The following is a 16,820-nucleotide window of genomic DNA, read 5'->3' as shown; positions in this document are numbered from 1 at the left end:
GACCGGCATGATCAGGATTATCAACGGAGCCAATCGCGACCGCTACTCGAAAGAAATGGCGGACGTATTCAGCCTGCGCAAGCGGGTTTTTCACGACCTCCTGAAATGGGATGTCAAGGTGGAGGGAGACTGGGAGATCGATAGCTACGACGACGCCAACCCGATCTACGTTCTCTCCTATTCGCCCGAGACGGGGCGCCTGCGCGGTGCGCTACGGCTGCTTCCCACCCTCGGTCCGAACATGCTCGACGACACGTTCCCCGTCCTGCTCGGTGACAATCCGCCGATCCGCAGTGCCGAGATATGGGAATCGAGCCGTTTCTGCATCGACCCGGAAATCTCGCAGGACCGCGCGTCGAACCAGGTGACGATCGCCGCTGCCGAACTGATGTGCGGCGTCGGCGAACTCGGGATCGCTTCCGGGCTCACGCACATCGTGACGGTGACCGACGTGTTCCTCGAGCGCATGTTCCGCCGCATGGGTTGCCCCGGTGAGAGGATCGCCGACCCCCAGAAGATCGGCTCGGTCTACGCCGTCGCGATCGCCTGGGAGGTCAGCGACGACCTGCTCGAGCGGATGAAGGAAGTCGCGGGCATCGACCACCGCGTACTGGCGGAGCCGATGACGCTCGAACAGGCGCGGGCCGCCTGACGACGACCAGGCTCACTGGTCTGGCACCGGCCGGAGGCAAACCTTCGGCCGGGGCGCCGTCTGTTAAGCCAAAAACGAGCTTCCGGTTGGCGGAATGACGCTCGCCATCTATGATGATTGGGCCTATAGGCAAGTCGATCCGAGCAACGCCTGTCATTCGCCGATCGGGAACGCCAATTGCCGTACCGCCGTAGCCTCGTCCTGCTGTCCACGATGGTCGTTGCGACCCTTCTTGTTCCGGCTGTCTCCCATGCCTCGATGATCTGCAACAGGTTGCGGGCGAGCCTCGTGAGCGAACCGGAGGTGGTCGGAGACACCGCCGCGATGCGGCGCTTCTCGAGCGCCATCGCTAGGCAGAACTTCGAGATCCGCAAGGCTCGGCAGCGCTTCTTCGACCTGCGTTGCGGCTCGCCGAGCGTCACCGATTACGCAGCGATGAACCGTCCCGAATGCGCCGCGCTTTCCGCCGACATCAAGCGGCTGGAGGCGGAAAAGCTGCAGCTTGCCGAGAGGCGCGAGGCCGCGCGAAGCGGCGGCACGCAGCGCAACGAGGTCCGCGGGAAGATCCTCGCCATGATGGAAGCCAACCGCTGCGACGAAGAGCCGGTGGAGGCGGACGTCACGCCCGCCGACCCTCCGCGCACCCCCTATCTCGACATGGTGGCGCCGCGCCTCGGCACCGACGGTTTCCCGACCGGCGGCTGGCAGAACGGCGCCGGCGACCTGCAGACGCTTTGCGTGCGCAGTTGCGACGGCGCCTTCTTCCCGATCTCGTCGAATACCACGCCGCTTACCTTCCGGCGCGATGCCGAGCTATGCCGGCAGATGTGCCCCGGCATCGAGACCGAACTCTATTTCCGGTCGGTCACCGAGCCCGAAAGCGGCGAGATGATCTCGACCGTGACCGGCAGGCCGTACCGGCAATCGCCGACTGCCTTCTCCTACCAGAGCCGGCGCAAGGGCGACCAGCCCTCCTGCACCTGCAATCTCACGGATTTCTATCGCAAAATGAAGGCGCAGGCCGCGAGCGCGAACGTTCCCGACTACGGCTCTTCCGTCATCGATCTGAAGACCGCCGGCAAGCCGGCTCCCGAAGACGTCCGGCCATCCGCGCCCGTCGAGAGGCCCTACGACCCCACGGAGAAGAAAGTGCGTCAAGTCGGCCCCGTCTTCCTCCCCAGCGAAACGAGCGGCATCGACCTCAGGCATCCTGCGCTCTCCGGTCCGCAGCCGGTCCAGCAGTAGACCGCGTATGCGGTCCGTCTGTTCCGGCGGGTGTCAGCCGCCCGGCCCCTCCTGCCAGGTCTCGGAGAAGACCAGGTCCTGGAGCGGCAGGCGCTGCCGCCAGCCCTTCACCGCCAGTTCGGGCTCTCCGTAGAGCGTATCGACATAGCCGAGACAGAACCAGCCGATCACCTCGACATGATCCGGGATGGCGAGAATCCGCTTGAGATCGGTCTCGTGGAAGATGCTGACCCAGCCGACGCCGACGCCCTCGGCCCGTGCCGCAAGCCAGAGGTTCTGGATCGCGCAGACGGTCGAGTAACGGTCCATGCTGAAATTGTGCGTGCGGCCGAGCACGACCGGGCCGCCGCGCGTCGGATCGCAGGTTACGCAGATGCCGAGGGGTGCCTTGCGGATGCCCTCGAGCTTCAGTGCTCGGTAGTTGTCGCGCGTCTTGCCCGAGAACATTTCGGCCGCTTCGCCGTTGGCGCGGCTGAAGGCCCGCCAGACCGCCTCCCTTCGCTCGGCGTCGCGCACGAGAATGAAATTCCACGGCTGCATGAAGCCGACCGACGGCGCGTGGTGGGCAGCGGAAAGCAGCCGCCAGACGAGATCGTCCGGCAGCGGGTCCGGCAGGAACTGGTCGCGCACGTCGCGGCGGGTTTCTATGGCTCTGTAGATGGCGGCGCGTTCCTCAGCAGAAAACGCACCCGCCCGGACCATGTGGTCCATCGGTTCGTCCGGCATCGTCAAATCCCCAACAATGCAAAGGACCGCCCGCCGTCCGCGCGGGCCAGGTCTATCATGCCAGGCCGGTCTTCTGACTCGGCTTCCGCTGCCTGTCGCCGCCTTCCCGGCCGAAAGGCCAGTGACGCGAACCGAGAGACCGGTTCCTTGCGACAGGCATCCGCCACACAGCGTTGGGCACGTTCCGGATTGTCACCGGATTCCCGATTCTCCCACCTTGCCGGCGGGCACCTGACGCGTCCGATTGTTCACAGTTCGCCGCCGGTGGCAAGTCCAAGGACGTACAATCCGGTTTTACTCGACGGGGAAATAGCGGACATAAGCGAAAGCATCGCCGTCGGGAGACCAGCTCGGCACATTCAGCGAGCCCTGCCCGCCGAAGAGGTTCAGCAGTGTCTCCACCTCTCCCGTCGCGACGTCCATCCGCCGGATCGAAACTTGCTTGTCGCGCGGATGGCCTTCGACATCCCCCGCGTAGGAGAGGAAGACGAGCACGTCGCCCCTCGGCCCGGGATGCGGAAACCAGTTGGAGAAACCGTCGTCGGTCACCTGCGCGAGCTCGCTACCGTCCGGGCGGATCTTCCATATCTGCATAAGCCCGCTGCGGTCGGAGTTGAAGTAGATCCACTGCCCATCCGGCGAATAGTCGGGACCATCATTGTGCCCGCCGCCGCGGATCAGCTCGCGCTCTTCACCGCCGTCGACGGAGACCGTGTAGATGCCGAATTCGCCGTCGCGGATGCCACAATAGGCGAGCTGCCGCCCGTCGGGCGACCAGCCGTGCCAGTAGGACGGCAGCCTTGCGGTCACCTGCCGCGGCACGCCGCCCGCCGCCGGCAGGACATAGATGCAGGATTTTCCGTGCTCGGTCTTGTCGGAGATCGCAAGCATCGTGCCGTCGGGGGAAAGCCCGTGGTCGTTGTTGCAGGCGCCGGCAAACCCTGTTTCGATCCGTTCAGGAACCGCGCTCCCGTCGATCGGCACACGGTAGATGAGGCCGTCGCCATTGATCACAAGATGTCCGCCGTCCGGCGTCCAGTTGGGGGCCTCGACCAGTGCCTCCGTCTGCCAGACGACGCGAGAGGTGCGGGCCTCGCAGTCGAAGATCTCTACGGAACTGCGCATGCTCGCCTCCTTGCCGGGATCGGCGGGATCAGCGGTCCCGGAAGCGGTTGGTGATCGGGTAGCGCCGGTCGCGGCCGAAGTTCTTGCGGGTGATCTTCACGCCGGGCGCCGACTGCCGGCGCTTGTATTCGGCGAGGTAGAGCAGATGTTCGATCCGGTGCACGGTCGCCACATCATGGCCGCGCGCGACGATCTCTTCCACCGACATCTCCTGCTCCACCAGGCATTCGAGGATATCGTCCAGCACCGGATAGGGCGGAAGAGAATCCTGGTCGGTCTGGTTCGGCCGCAACTCCGCAGACGGCGCCTTGGAGATGATGTTGGCCGGAATGACCTCACCCGATGGCCCAAGTGCGCCTTGCGGCACGTTCTTGTTGCGCCAGCCCGAAAGCGCGTAGACCTGCATCTTGTAGAGGTCCTTGACCGGATTGAAGCCGCCGTTCATGTCGCCGTAGAGCGTCGCGTAGCCGACCGACATTTCCGACTTGTTGCCGGTGGTCACGACCATGGCGCCGAACTTGTTCGAGATCGCCATCAGGATCGTGCCGCGCGTGCGCGCCTGCAGGTTCTCCTCCGTGACGCCCGGTTCGGTTCCCTCGAAGAGTTCCGAAAGCGCGGAGATGAAAGCATCGACCGGCTCGCCGATCGGCACGATGTCATAGTGGCAGCCGAGCGCCTTGGCGCAGGCTGCAGCATCCGAGAACGAGCTTTCCGAGGTGTAGCGGTAGGGCAACATGACGGTCCGCACCCGTTCGGGGCCGAGCGCATCCACGGCAATCGCCGCGCAGAGCGCGGAATCGATGCCGCCCGAAAGGCCGATCACCACGCTCTTGAAGCCGTTCTTGTTGACGTAGTCGCGCAGGCCGAGCATGCAGGCACGATAATCCGCGTCCTCCTTCTCCGGCACATGGGCGATCCGCCGCTCGTCGCAACGCCAGCCGTCGGCGCCGCGCTTCCATGTGGTGACCAGGAGTTCCGCCTCGAACTGGCTCATCTGGAAGGCAAGCGACTTGTCGCTGTTGAAGGCGAAGCTCGCACCGTCGAACACCAGTTCGTCCTGACCGCCCACCTGGTTGGCATAGACAAGCGGCAGCCCGCACTCGATCACCTGCTTCAGGGCGATCTGGTAGCGCACGTCGATCTTCGCCCGGAAATAGGGCGAGCCGTTCGGCACGAGGAGAATTTCCGCCCCTGCTTCGGCGAGCGTCTCGCAGACGCCGAGATCACCCCAGATGTCCTCGCAAACCGGGACACCGATGCGGATGCCCCGAAAATTCACCGGACCCGGCATATCGCCGGGAACGAAGACACGCTTCTCATCGAATTCGCCGTAGTTCGGCAGGTCGATCTTGTCGCGGGTCGCGATGATCTCGCCGCGATCGAGGATCGCCACCGAATTGTGCCGGCCTTTCTCGCCCTGCCGCGGAAAACCGATAACGACGCCGGGCCCGCCGTCGGCAGTATCCGCCGCCAGTTGCTCCACCGCCGCAAGGCAGTTCCTGAGGAAGGCGCGCTTCAGCACGAGATCCTCCGGCGGATAGCCCGAGAGGAAAAGCTCGGTGAAGAGCACGAGTTCGGCACCGGCAGCCGCAGCCTGACTGCGCACCTCGCGTGCCTTGGCGAGATTGCCGGCGACGTCGCCGACAGTCGGGTTGAACTGCGCGATTGCGATACGGAGGGTGTCGGGACGGGTCATGGTGTCGCTCATACCTCTCGTTTAGCGCGAGCCGGACCCAGCCGCAACGCCGCAAGGCCCGATCGAGCACGGAAAACAGCGTGGAACCTTCCGATGAACGGCCGGTTCATCTGGTGTTCATGACAGTTATGTGACAGAGAAACGACAGTTTTCCGACATACCTTTCAAAATCCGGAGAGTGCCTTGGTTGAGATCGCTTCCGATCCGGCTAGTTCCATCACGCCCCGCGCCACCGTCACGTCCGCCGCTGCGGCAAATCGACGGGACGGCTATGCCTGGGCCACGGTTCGCCTCGGCAACCTGCTGATCCTCGCGATCCTCACTGTTCTCGCGACGGAGTGGATCGCCCGCGGCAATCTCCACGAAGCCTTGCGCTTTCTGATCGCTTCGGATCGTCCGGGGCTGGCAGCCGTCGGCATCCTCTTCCTGCTTTTTACGGCAACCGACGCGCTCCTGGGCCGGGCCTACCAGTCGGCACTGATCCTGGTGCCGCTCGCCGTCATTCCCGCGTTCATATCGGCGCAGAAGCAGCTCTTCCTGTCAGACCCGCTCTATCCGAGCGACATGCTGTTCGGCCGCCAGATCCTGCAATTGCTGCCGGTCATGGTGGCGGCACGGCCCTACCTCGCGGTGGCAATCGGCTGCTGCCTGGTCGCCGCGCTGGTCGCCCTGGTCTATCTGTGGTTTTTCGCCTGGCGCCGGTTCCCGTCGCTCTCACGTCCGGCGAAACTGTTCCGGCTGCTGGTCGGCCTGCCGCTCATCGGCGGCTTCCTCTCGCTGATGGACTACGCCGAATATTCGCCGCTGCGCGACCGGCTGAACATCATCCCGATGATGTGGGACCAGCGCGAGAACTACCTGCACAACGGCTTCCTGCTGGCCTTTGCCTTCAACCTGCCGATGGCGAACGTTACCGCGCCGGAAGGCTACGGTGCGCAGGCGATCGACAGCATTCCCGCCGGCAATGCGCCCGTCGCCGGCTCCGGCACGACCGGCCATCCCGACGTGATCATGCTGATGAGCGAGTCGCTCTGGGACCCGACGCGGCTCAGCAATGTCCGGCTCTCGCCAGATCCGATGCCGACGATCCGAAAGAATGCGTCCGGCAACGTCTTCTCGCCCGAGTTCGGCGGCATGACGGCCAATGTCGAATTCGAAGCGCTGACGGGCTTCTCGAACGCCTTCCTGCCCTATGGCAGCATCCCCTATCAGCAGTATGTCCGCAGACCGCTGCCGTCGCTCGCCACTTTCTTCCGCTCGAAGGGCTATGTCGCGAAGTCGTTCCACCCCTTCCAGAGCTGGTTCTGGAACCGCGCCAATGTCTACGAGGCCTTCGGCTTCGAGAGCTTCCTCTCGGAAGAGAACATGCCGGTGATGGACAAGCGTGGCATCTTCGCCTCCGACGAGGCCCTGACGAAGGAGATCATGCGCGCGGCGGACAACACCCGCGAGCCGTTCTTCTTTTTCGGCGTGACGCTGCAGGGTCATGGACCCTACGAGCCGCATCGGTACGGCAAGAACACCATCGCGATCGACGGCCCCACGCTTTCGGCCTCCAGCACGCAATCGCTGGCGACCTACGCCCAGGGTGTCCGCGAGGCCGACCAGAGCCTCAAGATGCTGATGGACTGGGCGAAGAAGCGCCGCCGCGAGACGATCGTCGTCATCTTCGGCGACCACTTGCCGCCGCTCGGCAACGTCTACCCGGAGAGCGGCTACATGCCTGACCAGGTCGCGACCCGTTCGGCTCCGGTCGACGTCATGAAGCGCGAACACGAGACCCCGCTGGTCGTGTGGTCTTCGAAGCGCGGGGTACAGAAGGACCTCGGCTCCATCAGCCCCGCCTTCCTGCCCTATCACGTGGTGAAGCTCGCCGGCTACGAACACCCCTTCTATACCGGTGTGCTGGGTGCAGTGCACGACCGCTACGACGCAATCGACCGCTATCAGCTCGTCGACAGCTCCGGCGGAGCCACGTCCGACTGGTCGAAGGCCGGCAAGACGGTAGATCCACTCGTCCGCGACTACCGCTACCTGCAACACGACGCGATCTTCGGCGACGGGTTCGGCACTGAACGCTTCTTCCCCGAACAGGCCGAACGCGTCACCGCACCGACCTCCTGACGGCACATCTGCGGGTCGGCGTTTTTCGCAAACCAGAAAAACGTTGACATACAAAGGATCTACAAATCTCTTAGGAGGAGAAGATGATCTTCTCCGGGCCTTACGGCGCGTCCCCAACGCAAGGTACGGCCCACGTTTTCTGATGACGCGCTGATTTTGTTTTCGAGCATCCCCATGCGAGCCCTTACCCGTGCCGAAATCGTTGGCCACCCGCTGTTCCCTGCTATCGAAAAGCAGATCGCAGACCATTTGATCGGTATTCACCTGCGCACGCCGCGGCTCTCCCGGCTGAAGGCATCCCATCGAAAGTGGCTGATGACGCAGTCCCTTTACGCGCTCAACCTGCAGCGCACCGAGGGCGATCCGCTTTCGGGCCTCACCGCGACGCGCTTCGTGGAAGTCGTGATGAAGGTCGGGGCGGCGAGCCGCAACACCGCAACCGCCTACCTGGCGGAACTCGTCGCCTACAAGTTCCTGCGCGACGTGCCCGGCGTACCGGACCGCCGTGTGCGGGTTCTCGAAGCGACGGAGCCCAGCAATGCGGGCATGATCAGCTGGTTCACGGCGCATATGGCCTGCCTCGACCGGCTGGACGGCGGCGACCGCGAGGCAACCAGCATCGCCGACCCGCGCATCTTCCGCATCGCCCAGCCGTACGCGGCGGCCAAGCTCGTCGAACATCCGGACTGGCGCGACCCGCCGGAGACGATCGGACACTTCTTGTGGTCCGATCTCGGCGGCATTGTCCTGCACGACCTGATCTCGCGTATCGGTGAATACGATCCGGCAGCCGAGAGAACCTTCGTCGGACCGACGACGCTGGCGGAGCTCGGAGAAAGCTACACCGTATCGTCGACGAACCTGAAACGCATGTTCAAGAAGGCCGAAACGGACGGACTGCTCGGCTGGGAGCTGCCGCGCCGCCGCGGCAGCCTCTGGCTTTCCCGCCGCTTCACCGGCGACTATTTCCACTGGCAGTCGACCAAGTTCGCGGCGCTGGAAGAGGCTTTCCACCACGCCGTGGAAAAGCTCCGACGAGAGGACGAAAGCCTCGCCGGAGGCGGTCAGCCTCCGATCGGTTGCGACGTCGAGCCGACGGAGAATTTCGGCGCGGCGTCCGCCACGTCGTAGTAGTCGCCCTTGTCGGCACAATAGATGTGGTAGCCGAAACGGAGCCCCGTCGGCTGATCGAAAGCACCCGCCATCACCGACACGTAGTCAGCACCATCCGCTTCCCAGAAGAGAGCCGAGCCGCAGGTGCGGCAGAAGCCCCTGCGCGCCTTGTCGCTGGAACGGTACCAGGTGACATTGTCCGCGCCTTCGATCTCCAGCCGATCCTTGTCCACATTCGTCGCTGCGTAATAGAGGCCGGTCTGCCGCCGGCATTGCGAGCAATGGCAGCCGATGAGATCCTCCAGCTCACCCTTCGCGCGGAAACGGACAGCGCCGCAATTGCAGCGCCCGGCGTGGACTTCAACCATGAAAACCTCCAGAAACAAAGACCGGGCCAGCTTCGCCAAGCCGGCCCGGTCCGTCAACTTCAGTCTTCTTCACCTAGCGATCAGCCGAATTCATCGACCTCACGCCGCAGCCGTCAGGCATTCGCAGCCATCATCCGCTTCTCGTCACGTCCGCCCTTCATCCGTTCGGCGAGCAGGAAGGCGAGTTCCAGCGCCTGGTCGGCGTTGAGCCGCGGGTCGCAGTGGGTGTGGTAGCGGTCCTGCAGATCGTCGGCCGTGACCGCACGGGCGCCGCCGGTGCACTCGGTCACATCCTTGCCGGTCATCTCGATATGGATGCCGCCCGGATGCGAGCCTTCGGCGCGATGGATCTGGAAGAAGCTCTCGACTTCCGACAGGACGCGCTCGAACGGACGGGTCTTGTAGTTGTTGAGCGTGATCGTGTTGCCGTGCATCGGGTCGCACGACCAGACGACCTTGCGGCCTTCCCGCTCGACGGCACGAATGAGGCGCGGCAGGTGTTCCGCAACCTTGTCGTGGCCGAAACGGCAGATCAGCGTCAGACGGCCGGCTTCGTTCTGCGGGTTCAGGATGTCGATGAGGTTCAGCAGATCGTCGGCCTGCAGCGACGGACCGCACTTGAGCCCGATCGGATTCTTGATGCCGCGGCAGTATTCCACGTGCGCGTGGTCCGCCTGGCGGGTGCGGTCGCCGATCCAGATCATGTGTCCGGAGGTTGCGTACCAGTCGCCCGACGTGGAATCGACGCGGGTCAGCGCCTCTTCATAGCCGAGAAGCAGCGCTTCGTGGCTGGTGAAGAAGTCGGTCTCGCGCAGGCTTGGATTGTTCTCCGACGAGATGCCGACCGCCTTCATGAAATCCATGGTTTCGGAAATGCGGTCGGCGAGCTTGCGGTAGCGCTCCGCCTGCGGGCTGTCCTTGACGAAGCCAAGCATCCACTGATGCACGTTCTCGAGGTTGGCATAGCCACCCATCGCGAAGGCACGCAGCAGATTGAGCGTCGCAGCCGACTGCCGATACGCCATGATCTGGCGTTCCGGATTGGGAATACGGGCCTCGCTGGTGAACTCGATGCCGTTGATGATGTCACCGCGGTAGCTCGGCAGTTCGATCCCGTCCTGCTTCTCGAAATCGGAAGAGCGCGGCTTGGCGAACTGGCCGGCAATGCGGCCGACCTTGACCACGGGCAACTGGGCGCCGAAGGTCAGGACGACGGCCATCTGCAGGAAGGCACGGAAGAAGTCGCGGATCGTATCGGCACCGTGCTCGGCGAAGCTCTCGGCGCAGTCGCCGCCCTGCAGCAGGAAGCCGTTGCCTTCGGCGACGTTGGCGAGCGCCTTTTTCAGGCGACGGGCTTCACCGGCAAAGACGAGCGGCGGATACTTGGCAAGACGAGCTTCCGCATCGGCAAGTGCTGCCGCATCCGGATAGGCCGGAACCTGCTTGATCGGCTTCTGCCTCCAGCTGTTCGGGGTCCAATTCTGTGCCATGATCGTAACCTAACCTGTTCACGCAGTGCGACGGCCTCCTGCCGTCGAATGGGCGGCTTATAAACTCTTATCATCGACTTGCAAAGCCGAACTTCGGGCGCGACCCGGACCTTCCGCGCTGCCCGTTGCGCCGGTTCAAACTCCTCCACGTGATCGCGGCATTGCCGGCCGCCGCAGGTCGGCGCACCGCAGACAGACGCGCCTCGCAAAAAACTTACATTGACGTAAACGTTAGTATCGGTGCATATCGATGGCCGCGTAGCGCCGAACGGGAGGAGCCAATGTCGAGCGATGCCGCAGTGATCGGGAAGGACATCACATTCGAGGCCGCTGACGGCTTTCCGCTCAAGGGAACTCTCTTCGCCGGCACCGGCGAAGGCCCCCTCGCCCTCATCTCGTCGGCCGCAGCCGTCCCGCGCGGCTTCTACAATCGCTTTGCCACCTATCTCGTCCAGGACCGCGGCTTCCGCGCCGTTCTCACCTACGACTATCGCGGCGTCGCGGCATCGAAGGCGCCCTCGGGCTGGAAACGCGAGCCGCTGATGGCGGATTGGGCGGAACGGGACATGCCGGCAGCCGTCGACGTCCTCGACGCGGTCGCGCCCGGTCATCCGATGGTCGGCGTCGGCCAGTCCTTCGGCGGGCAGGCACTCGGCCTCTGCGGTCGGCACCGGCGCTTCCTGCGCTACCTGATGGTGGCGGTGATGTCGGGTCACTGGCGCTACACCAACGTTCCCCTGAAGGTCTTCACGGCGATGAACCTCATCGGCGTTCCCCTTGCCACGGTGACCGGCCGGGTACCTGGCTGGATCGGCCTCGGAGAGACCCTTCCCGGGAGCGTTTTCCGTCAATGGGCGCGATGGGGCCGCAATCCCGAGTATTTCTTCGCCGACCCGTCCATGGATGCGGCCCGCCGCTATGGCGAGGTCGAAACGCCGATCCTTGCCATCGGGCTCACCGACGATCCCTGGGGAACGCCACGGGCCCAGCAGGCGATCCTGAAACACTATGTTCGCGCACCGCTGCAGACCGCGTGGATATCGCCGGAGCCTTCACAGGTGCCGATCGGTCACCTCGGCTTCTTCCGCTCCGCCCATCGCGAACGACTGTGGACGCCTGCGGCGGACTGGCTGGAGGTCGGTGCTGGCGACGTACCCTCCGTCGGAGGCTGATGCCCCTGCATCGACATATCGTCATTAATCGATTTTTAGGTATACCTTTCGAAGGCGACACACTGCCAAGGCACAATTAACCCCAAGATAATCAGGGAGGCGCAAGAAGGGTCATGCCCGAAATGTTGCTCGGGCGGATTGCGACGCCATGAAGGCGTGCAGATCCAAAAGATCAGGTAGACTGAAATGTATGTTTCACTTGCGCAGTACTTCAGGGATCGGTCCGGAAATTTCGCGACAACGACAGCCCTTCTTGCCCTCCCGCTCCTCGGTACGATCGGCATGGCCGTCGACGTCGGCTATGCGATAGAACAGCGGGCGGCCCTGCTTGCCGCCGCCGATGCCGCGGCGATCGGAGCGCTCTCGACCCAATCGGTCGGCGTGTTGGCAGCGATCAACTCCTCCGCGAACGGCACGATCGTCGTCGCAGAGAAGGACGCCCGCAAGCTCTTCGAGGGACAGTTGCCCGAGGGCATGGTCACGAAAGTGACCGATCTCGCCATCGACATCACAAAGAAGGACGACACGATGAACTCGGTCGTCACGTTCAAGGCGCAGGTGCCGACGAGCTTCCTGAGGCTTCTCAGCCACGACATGATTGAAGTGACCGGAACAGCCACGGCGACATACAACACCGGCACCTTCATGGATTTCTACATGCTGCTCGACAATACCCCGTCGATGGGTGTCGGTGCGACGATGGCGGACATCGAGACGATGGAACGCCACACCCCGGACAAGTGTGCGTTCGCGTGCCACGACGAATCGAAGAGCTACGACTATTACGACCTCGCCAAGGATCTCGGCGTCGCCATGCGGATCGACGTCGTTCGCGAGGCCGTCCAGCAGCTAACCTACAGCGCCGCAAAAGCGGCACGCTATCCGAGCCAGTACCGGATGGGCATCTACACCTTCGGCACCTCGGCGAAAGACACGAAGCTCACGGAGATTTCCACGCTGTCGTCGGACATGAATGCGGTGCGCACTGCGGCGAACGCCATCGACCTGATGTCGATCCCCTACCAGAACTACAATCACGACCAAGCGACAGATCTCGACAACGCCTTCAAGAACCTCGAGAAAATCATCAAGAAGGGCGGCAGCGGCAAGAACAAGACCGACCCGGAAAAGGTGATCTTCTTCGTGTCGGACGGCTTGACGGACAGTGCCAAGGGGTCGTCCTGCACCAAGAAGACGACCGGCACACGCTGTCAGGAGCCGATCGACTATTCGGTTTGCGAGCCGTTGAAGAAGAAGGGCATCAAGATCGCGGCCCTCTACACGACCTACCTGCCCCTGCCGCAGAACGCTTGGTACAACAGCTGGATCAAACCGTTCCAGAGCGAGATCGCCAACCGGATGCGCTCCTGCGCCTCACCCGGCCTCTACTTCGAGGTGAGCCCCACGGAAGGTATCGCCGAGGCGATGGAAGCCCTCTTCCAGAAGGTCATCGGCACGCCGCGGCTCGCCAGTTGACCAGAGGAGCGGCTTGACCAACGGGAGCGCGTCGGTCAGACGCGCTCGCCGTTCCTGACACGGTAGCTCGGCGTGTACATGGTCACGAGCTCTTCTGCCGCGGTCGGATGTACCGCCATCGTCCGGTCGAAATCGTCCTTGGTGCAGCCCGCCTTCAACGTAATGCCGAGAAGCTGCGCCATCTCGCCGGCGTCGTGACCGAGCACGTGCGCCCCGATGACCCTGCGGTCGGCGGCATTGACGATCAGCTTCATGATCATCTTCTCGTTGCGGCCCGAAAGCGTTGCTTTCATCGGCCGGAACTGCGCGCGGTAGACCTCGATCTCCGGATAGCGCCTGGCGGCCTCCTCTTCGGAGAGACCGACCGTGCCGATCTCCGGCTGCGAGAATACCGCCGTGGCGATGAGGTCGTGGTCCGGGCGGGTCGGATTGTTCTTGTATTCGGTCTCGATGAAGCACATCGCCTCGTGGATCGCGACCGGGGTGAGTTGTACCCGATCGGTGACATCCCCGAAGGCGAAGATGCCCGGCACGTTGGTCCGCGAATACGCGTCGACGACGATCGCACCGCGCTCGTTGGTGACGACACCGGCCGCCTCGAGGCCGAGCCCGCTGGTGTTCGGATCGCGGCCAAGCGCCAACATCACCTGATCGGCGGACAACGTGCCGTTGTTCTTCGTCGTCACCCTGAGCCCGTCAGCCGGAGTCTTTTCCACCTTCTCGATGACGTCGTGGCAGAGGATTCGAATGCCCTTGGCCTCCATCGCCTCGTGCAGGCCGCGCCGCATGTCCTGATCGAAGCGCGAAAGGATCTCCTTGCCGCGATAGATGAGTGTCGTGTCGACACCGAGGCCGTGGAAGATGTTGGCGAACTCCACCGCGATGTAGCCGCCGCCGGCAATCACGATCGAGCGCGGCAGTTCCTCGAGATGGAAGGCCTCGTTGGACGAGATGCAAAGCTCGTGCCCCGGCAAAGAGGCGTGCGGATTGGGTGCGCCGCCGACGGCGATGACGATTCGCTCGGCAGTGACGACCCGGCCGTTCTTCACCAGTCGCACGCTGTTCGGTCCGGCAAGTTCGGCCCGCGTCTCGAGGATTTCCGCCCCTGCGCTCTCCAGCCCCTTGCGATAGAGGCCTTCGAGCCGGGCGATTTCCTTGTCCTTCGCGGCGATCAGCTTCTTCCAGTCGAAGCTGGTTTCACCGACGGACCAGCCGTAGCCCACGGCATCCTCGAAGTGCTCGTGATACTGCGAAGCGTAGACGAACAGCTTCTTCGGCACGCAGCCGCGGATGACGCAGGTGCCGCCGAAACGGTATTCCTCCGCGATCGCCACGCGCTTGCCGAGCGAGGCCGCGAGCCGTGCGCTGCGCACGCCGCCCGAACCGCCGCCGATCACGAACAGGTCATAATCGAAATCCGCCATCAGAAACTCCTGGAGAACAACAAAAGGCCGGTGAAACCGCCCCCGATATAGGGCGGGTACCGGCCAAAAGAAAAGCCCGGAAGAGCTTCCGGGCTTTGCGAAAACGAATTCGTGATCGCCTTACGGCTTCGGTGCAGCGGCGGGAGCCTGCTCACCGACGACGCTCAGGAGGGCATCGTTGGTCTGCTTCTCGAGGTCGCGCGCAACGCCGGCGGTCCAGATGTCGGCGGCCTTCATCAGTTCGCGGGTGGCAATCGGTCCGTCCTTCAGGAGCTTCTTGCCCGCATCGCTGCTGTAGAAGTCGGAAATCACCTTCAGCTCTTCGGCCGTGAAGGCCTTGGCATAAACCATCGCCGCCTCCTTCTCCAGGTCACCGCGGCGGGCGGCCAGCGAAAGCGCCTGCTTGTCGACCTCGCCGTAGATCTGGTCCTGCAGGTTCGGATAGGCCTGGATCAGCTGCGTCTTGAGGCGATCAGCGACAGCCGGAAGGATGCTGTCGAAGCGATCGGTCACACCGAGAACGGTGATCGCGGTCCGCGCGGCCTGCAGATGCTCCGGAGAAATATCCTGCGCACTGGCGGAGGCGCCGAGCATGAGCCCTCCGAGAACGACGGCGGCAGACGCAAGACGGCCGAAACCGGAATACTTGATCATGAAATTCAATGCTCCTGTCTAGTATTATGCCTCAAGCACACGCGCGCCGGCCGGACCAGCGATGATGGCGAGCGTTGCCAGATTGATGAACAACCCGTGTTCCACGACGCCGGGGATGGAATTCAATTCTCTCGCCAAGGCCTCTGCATCAGGAATGCGGCCAAAAGATGCGTCGACGATGAAGTGTCCGCCGTCCGTTTTGAAAAGACCGTCGCCCGAGGCGCGCATCTTGAGTTCGCCGGAAAGCCCCAGTCGCGCTGCGACCTTCTCGATGGCAATGAGGGTGGCAGCCTGGCCGAACGGATTGATCTCGATCGGCAGCGGGAAACGGCCGAGCGTGTCGACGACCTTGCTCTCGTCGGCAATCACGATCATGCGCTGCGAGGCCGCGGCGACGATCTTTTCGCGCAAGAGCGCGCCGCCGCCGCCCTTGATGAGGCGCAGCCGGCCGTCCACTTCGTCCGCGCCGTCGATGGTGAGGTCGAGTTCCGGAAGTTCGTCCAGCGACTTCAGCGGCACGCCGAGTTCAAGGCAGAGCCGTGCCGTCCGCTCGGATGTCGGAACCCCTTCGACCCGAAGGCCCGCGGAGACCTTTTCCGCAAGAAGCCGGACGAACTCTTCCGCGGTGGAACCGGTTCCGATGCCGAGACGCATCCCGTCGCGCACATGCTCCAGTGCCGCCGCGGCGGCTTTGATCTTCATTTCGCGGGCGTCCATACGCCGTCAGCTCCAGTCTGTTTCGTCGTGAAGCTGTTTACACGGCTCATGGAACAAACGAAAGCCCCCAGCATGCGGCATCGTGGTTGCAATTCGCCTGTCCATGCCATAACCGGCTCTCAGGAACACCTCGTACCAGCGGAGACCCGAATTGACCGCGCCCATCATCGTCTTCGATCTCGACGGCACCCTGATCGACACTGCACCGGACCTGATCAGCAGCCTCAACCACACCATCGCCGCCGCCGGGCTCGCCCCCGTCGGCTATGAGGACGTCACGCACCTCGTCGGGCACGGCGCGCGCGTGATGATCGAGCGTGCCTTCCGGCTTCGAGACGTGCCGCTGACGCAGGAGGATCTGGGGCCTCTGCTGGACCGCTTCATCGCCCATTACAAATCGGAAATTCCCGGCGAGAGCCGACCTTTTCCCGGGCTTTCCGAGGCTCTCGCCAGGCTGGCCGAAGCGGGCTACGGGCTCGCGGTCTGCACCAACAAGATCGAGGAACTGGCGATTCCGCTGATCGAAAAGCTCGGCCTTTCCGGACATTTTGCGGTGATCGCCGGCGGCGACACCTTCGCGGTCCGCAAGCCGGACGCGGGCCATCTAACCGGCACGATCGAGAAGGCGGGCGGAGATCCACGGCGCGCCATCATGGTCGGCGACAGCATCAACGACGTGCTCGCCGCGAAAAACGCCGGCGTCCCGTCGATCGTCGTGCCCTTCGGCTATTCGGATAAGCCGGTCGAGGAGCTGGGCGCGGACCGTCTCATCAACCATTTCGACGAGCTGACGCCCGCCCTGATCGAGGACATGCTCGCGGGGAGATGACCTCCCCGC

The 16,820-nt window shown here is 63.7% G+C and carries 15 protein-coding genes and 1 riboswitch; of the genes, 7 read left to right on the top strand and 8 right to left on the bottom strand.

Annotated elements, in window-relative coordinates; genetic code table 11:
- The first annotated feature begins 7 nt into the window (after nucleotides 1-7).
- Complete coding sequence (locus DFR48_RS02640) at nucleotides 8-652, top strand: acyl-homoserine-lactone synthase (protein ID WP_114361571.1); 645 nt, start codon at nucleotides 8-10, stop codon at nucleotides 650-652.
- A 177-nt stretch (nucleotides 653-829) separates the two neighbouring features.
- Nucleotides 830-1,897: a DUF2865 domain-containing protein gene (locus tag DFR48_RS02635; RefSeq protein WP_114361570.1), complete on the top strand. Its 1,068-nt coding sequence runs from the start codon at nucleotides 830-832 to the stop codon at nucleotides 1,895-1,897.
- A 33-nt stretch (nucleotides 1,898-1,930) separates the two neighbouring features.
- Here DFR48_RS02635 and bluB read toward each other — a convergent pair whose 3' ends face one another.
- The 3 genes from bluB to DFR48_RS02620 form a co-directional block, all read right to left on the bottom strand.
- Entirely contained in the window at nucleotides 1,931-2,623 is a 693-nt protein-coding gene (bluB, locus tag DFR48_RS02630; protein WP_114361569.1) for a 5,6-dimethylbenzimidazole synthase, read from the bottom strand.
- A gap of 46 nt (nucleotides 2,624-2,669) precedes the next feature.
- Nucleotides 2,670-2,873, bottom strand: a riboswitch (cobalamin riboswitch).
- 44 nt (nucleotides 2,874-2,917) lie between these two features.
- On the bottom strand, nucleotides 2,918-3,748 hold the full coding sequence (locus DFR48_RS02625) for a TolB family protein (protein ID WP_114361568.1): 831 nt from the start codon (nucleotides 3,746-3,748) through the stop codon (nucleotides 2,918-2,920).
- A gap of 28 nt (nucleotides 3,749-3,776) precedes the next feature.
- On the bottom strand, nucleotides 3,777-5,444 hold the full coding sequence (locus DFR48_RS02620; RefSeq protein WP_425359228.1) for an NAD+ synthase: 1,668 nt from the start codon (nucleotides 5,442-5,444) through the stop codon (nucleotides 3,777-3,779).
- A 183-nt stretch (nucleotides 5,445-5,627) separates the two neighbouring features.
- On the opposite strand from DFR48_RS02620, the gene DFR48_RS02615 reads away from it, so the two are divergent.
- A complete protein-coding gene (locus DFR48_RS02615) occupies nucleotides 5,628-7,568 on the top strand; it encodes an LTA synthase family protein (protein ID WP_245415494.1) in 1,941 nt (646 codons plus the stop codon).
- A gap of 174 nt (nucleotides 7,569-7,742) precedes the next feature.
- Nucleotides 7,743-8,699, top strand: coding sequence for a hypothetical protein (locus DFR48_RS02610; RefSeq protein WP_245415493.1), 957 nt, complete (start codon nucleotides 7,743-7,745; stop codon nucleotides 8,697-8,699).
- Here the strand turns inward: DFR48_RS02610 and DFR48_RS02605 are convergent.
- Complete coding sequence (locus DFR48_RS02605) at nucleotides 8,633-9,049, bottom strand: GFA family protein (RefSeq protein ID WP_114361830.1); 417 nt, start codon at nucleotides 9,047-9,049, stop codon at nucleotides 8,633-8,635. The genes DFR48_RS02610 and DFR48_RS02605 overlap by 67 nt on opposite strands.
- 113 nt (nucleotides 9,050-9,162) lie before the next feature.
- Nucleotides 9,163-10,539, bottom strand: coding sequence for a class II 3-deoxy-7-phosphoheptulonate synthase (locus tag DFR48_RS02600; RefSeq protein WP_114361566.1), 1,377 nt, complete (start codon nucleotides 10,537-10,539; stop codon nucleotides 9,163-9,165).
- Nucleotides 10,540-10,841: 302 nt separating this feature from the next.
- Here DFR48_RS02600 and DFR48_RS02595 point away from each other — a divergent pair, with 302 nt between their 5' ends.
- Nucleotides 10,842-11,711: an alpha/beta hydrolase family protein gene (locus DFR48_RS02595; protein WP_425359231.1), complete on the top strand. Its 870-nt coding sequence runs from the start codon at nucleotides 10,842-10,844 to the stop codon at nucleotides 11,709-11,711.
- Between the two features lie 186 nt (nucleotides 11,712-11,897).
- Nucleotides 11,898-13,187 carry a vWA domain-containing protein gene (locus DFR48_RS02590; RefSeq protein WP_114361564.1) on the top strand — a complete coding sequence of 430 codons (1,290 nt, stop codon included), beginning with the start codon at nucleotides 11,898-11,900 and terminating at the stop codon, nucleotides 13,185-13,187.
- A gap of 35 nt (nucleotides 13,188-13,222) precedes the next feature.
- Here DFR48_RS02590 and gor read toward each other — a convergent pair whose 3' ends face one another.
- The 3 genes from gor to rpiA all read right to left on the bottom strand — a co-directional run bounded on the left by gor (nucleotide 13,223) and on the right by rpiA (nucleotide 15,982).
- Nucleotides 13,223-14,611: a glutathione-disulfide reductase gene (gene gor / locus DFR48_RS02585; protein ID WP_114361563.1), complete on the bottom strand. Its 1,389-nt coding sequence runs from the start codon at nucleotides 14,609-14,611 to the stop codon at nucleotides 13,223-13,225.
- 120 nt (nucleotides 14,612-14,731) lie between these two features.
- Entirely contained in the window at nucleotides 14,732-15,265 is a 534-nt protein-coding gene (locus DFR48_RS02580; protein ID WP_114361562.1) for a DUF2059 domain-containing protein, read from the bottom strand.
- A 24-nt stretch (nucleotides 15,266-15,289) separates the two neighbouring features.
- Nucleotides 15,290-15,982, bottom strand: coding sequence for a ribose-5-phosphate isomerase RpiA (gene rpiA / locus DFR48_RS02575; RefSeq protein ID WP_114361561.1), 693 nt, complete (start codon nucleotides 15,980-15,982; stop codon nucleotides 15,290-15,292).
- Between the two features lie 151 nt (nucleotides 15,983-16,133).
- Here rpiA and DFR48_RS02570 point away from each other — a divergent pair, with 151 nt between their 5' ends.
- On the top strand, nucleotides 16,134-16,811 hold the full coding sequence (locus tag DFR48_RS02570) for an HAD family hydrolase (protein WP_114361560.1): 678 nt from the start codon (nucleotides 16,134-16,136) through the stop codon (nucleotides 16,809-16,811).
- Nucleotides 16,812-16,820: the final 9 nt, after the last annotated feature.

Origin of the sequence: Ciceribacter lividus, from assembly GCF_003337715.1 — a bacterium.
GTDB lineage: Bacteria > Pseudomonadota > Alphaproteobacteria > Rhizobiales > Rhizobiaceae > Allorhizobium > Allorhizobium lividum.
The sequence above is the reverse complement of the archived record's forward strand: the minus strand, read 5'-3'. Positions and strand labels throughout refer to the sequence as shown.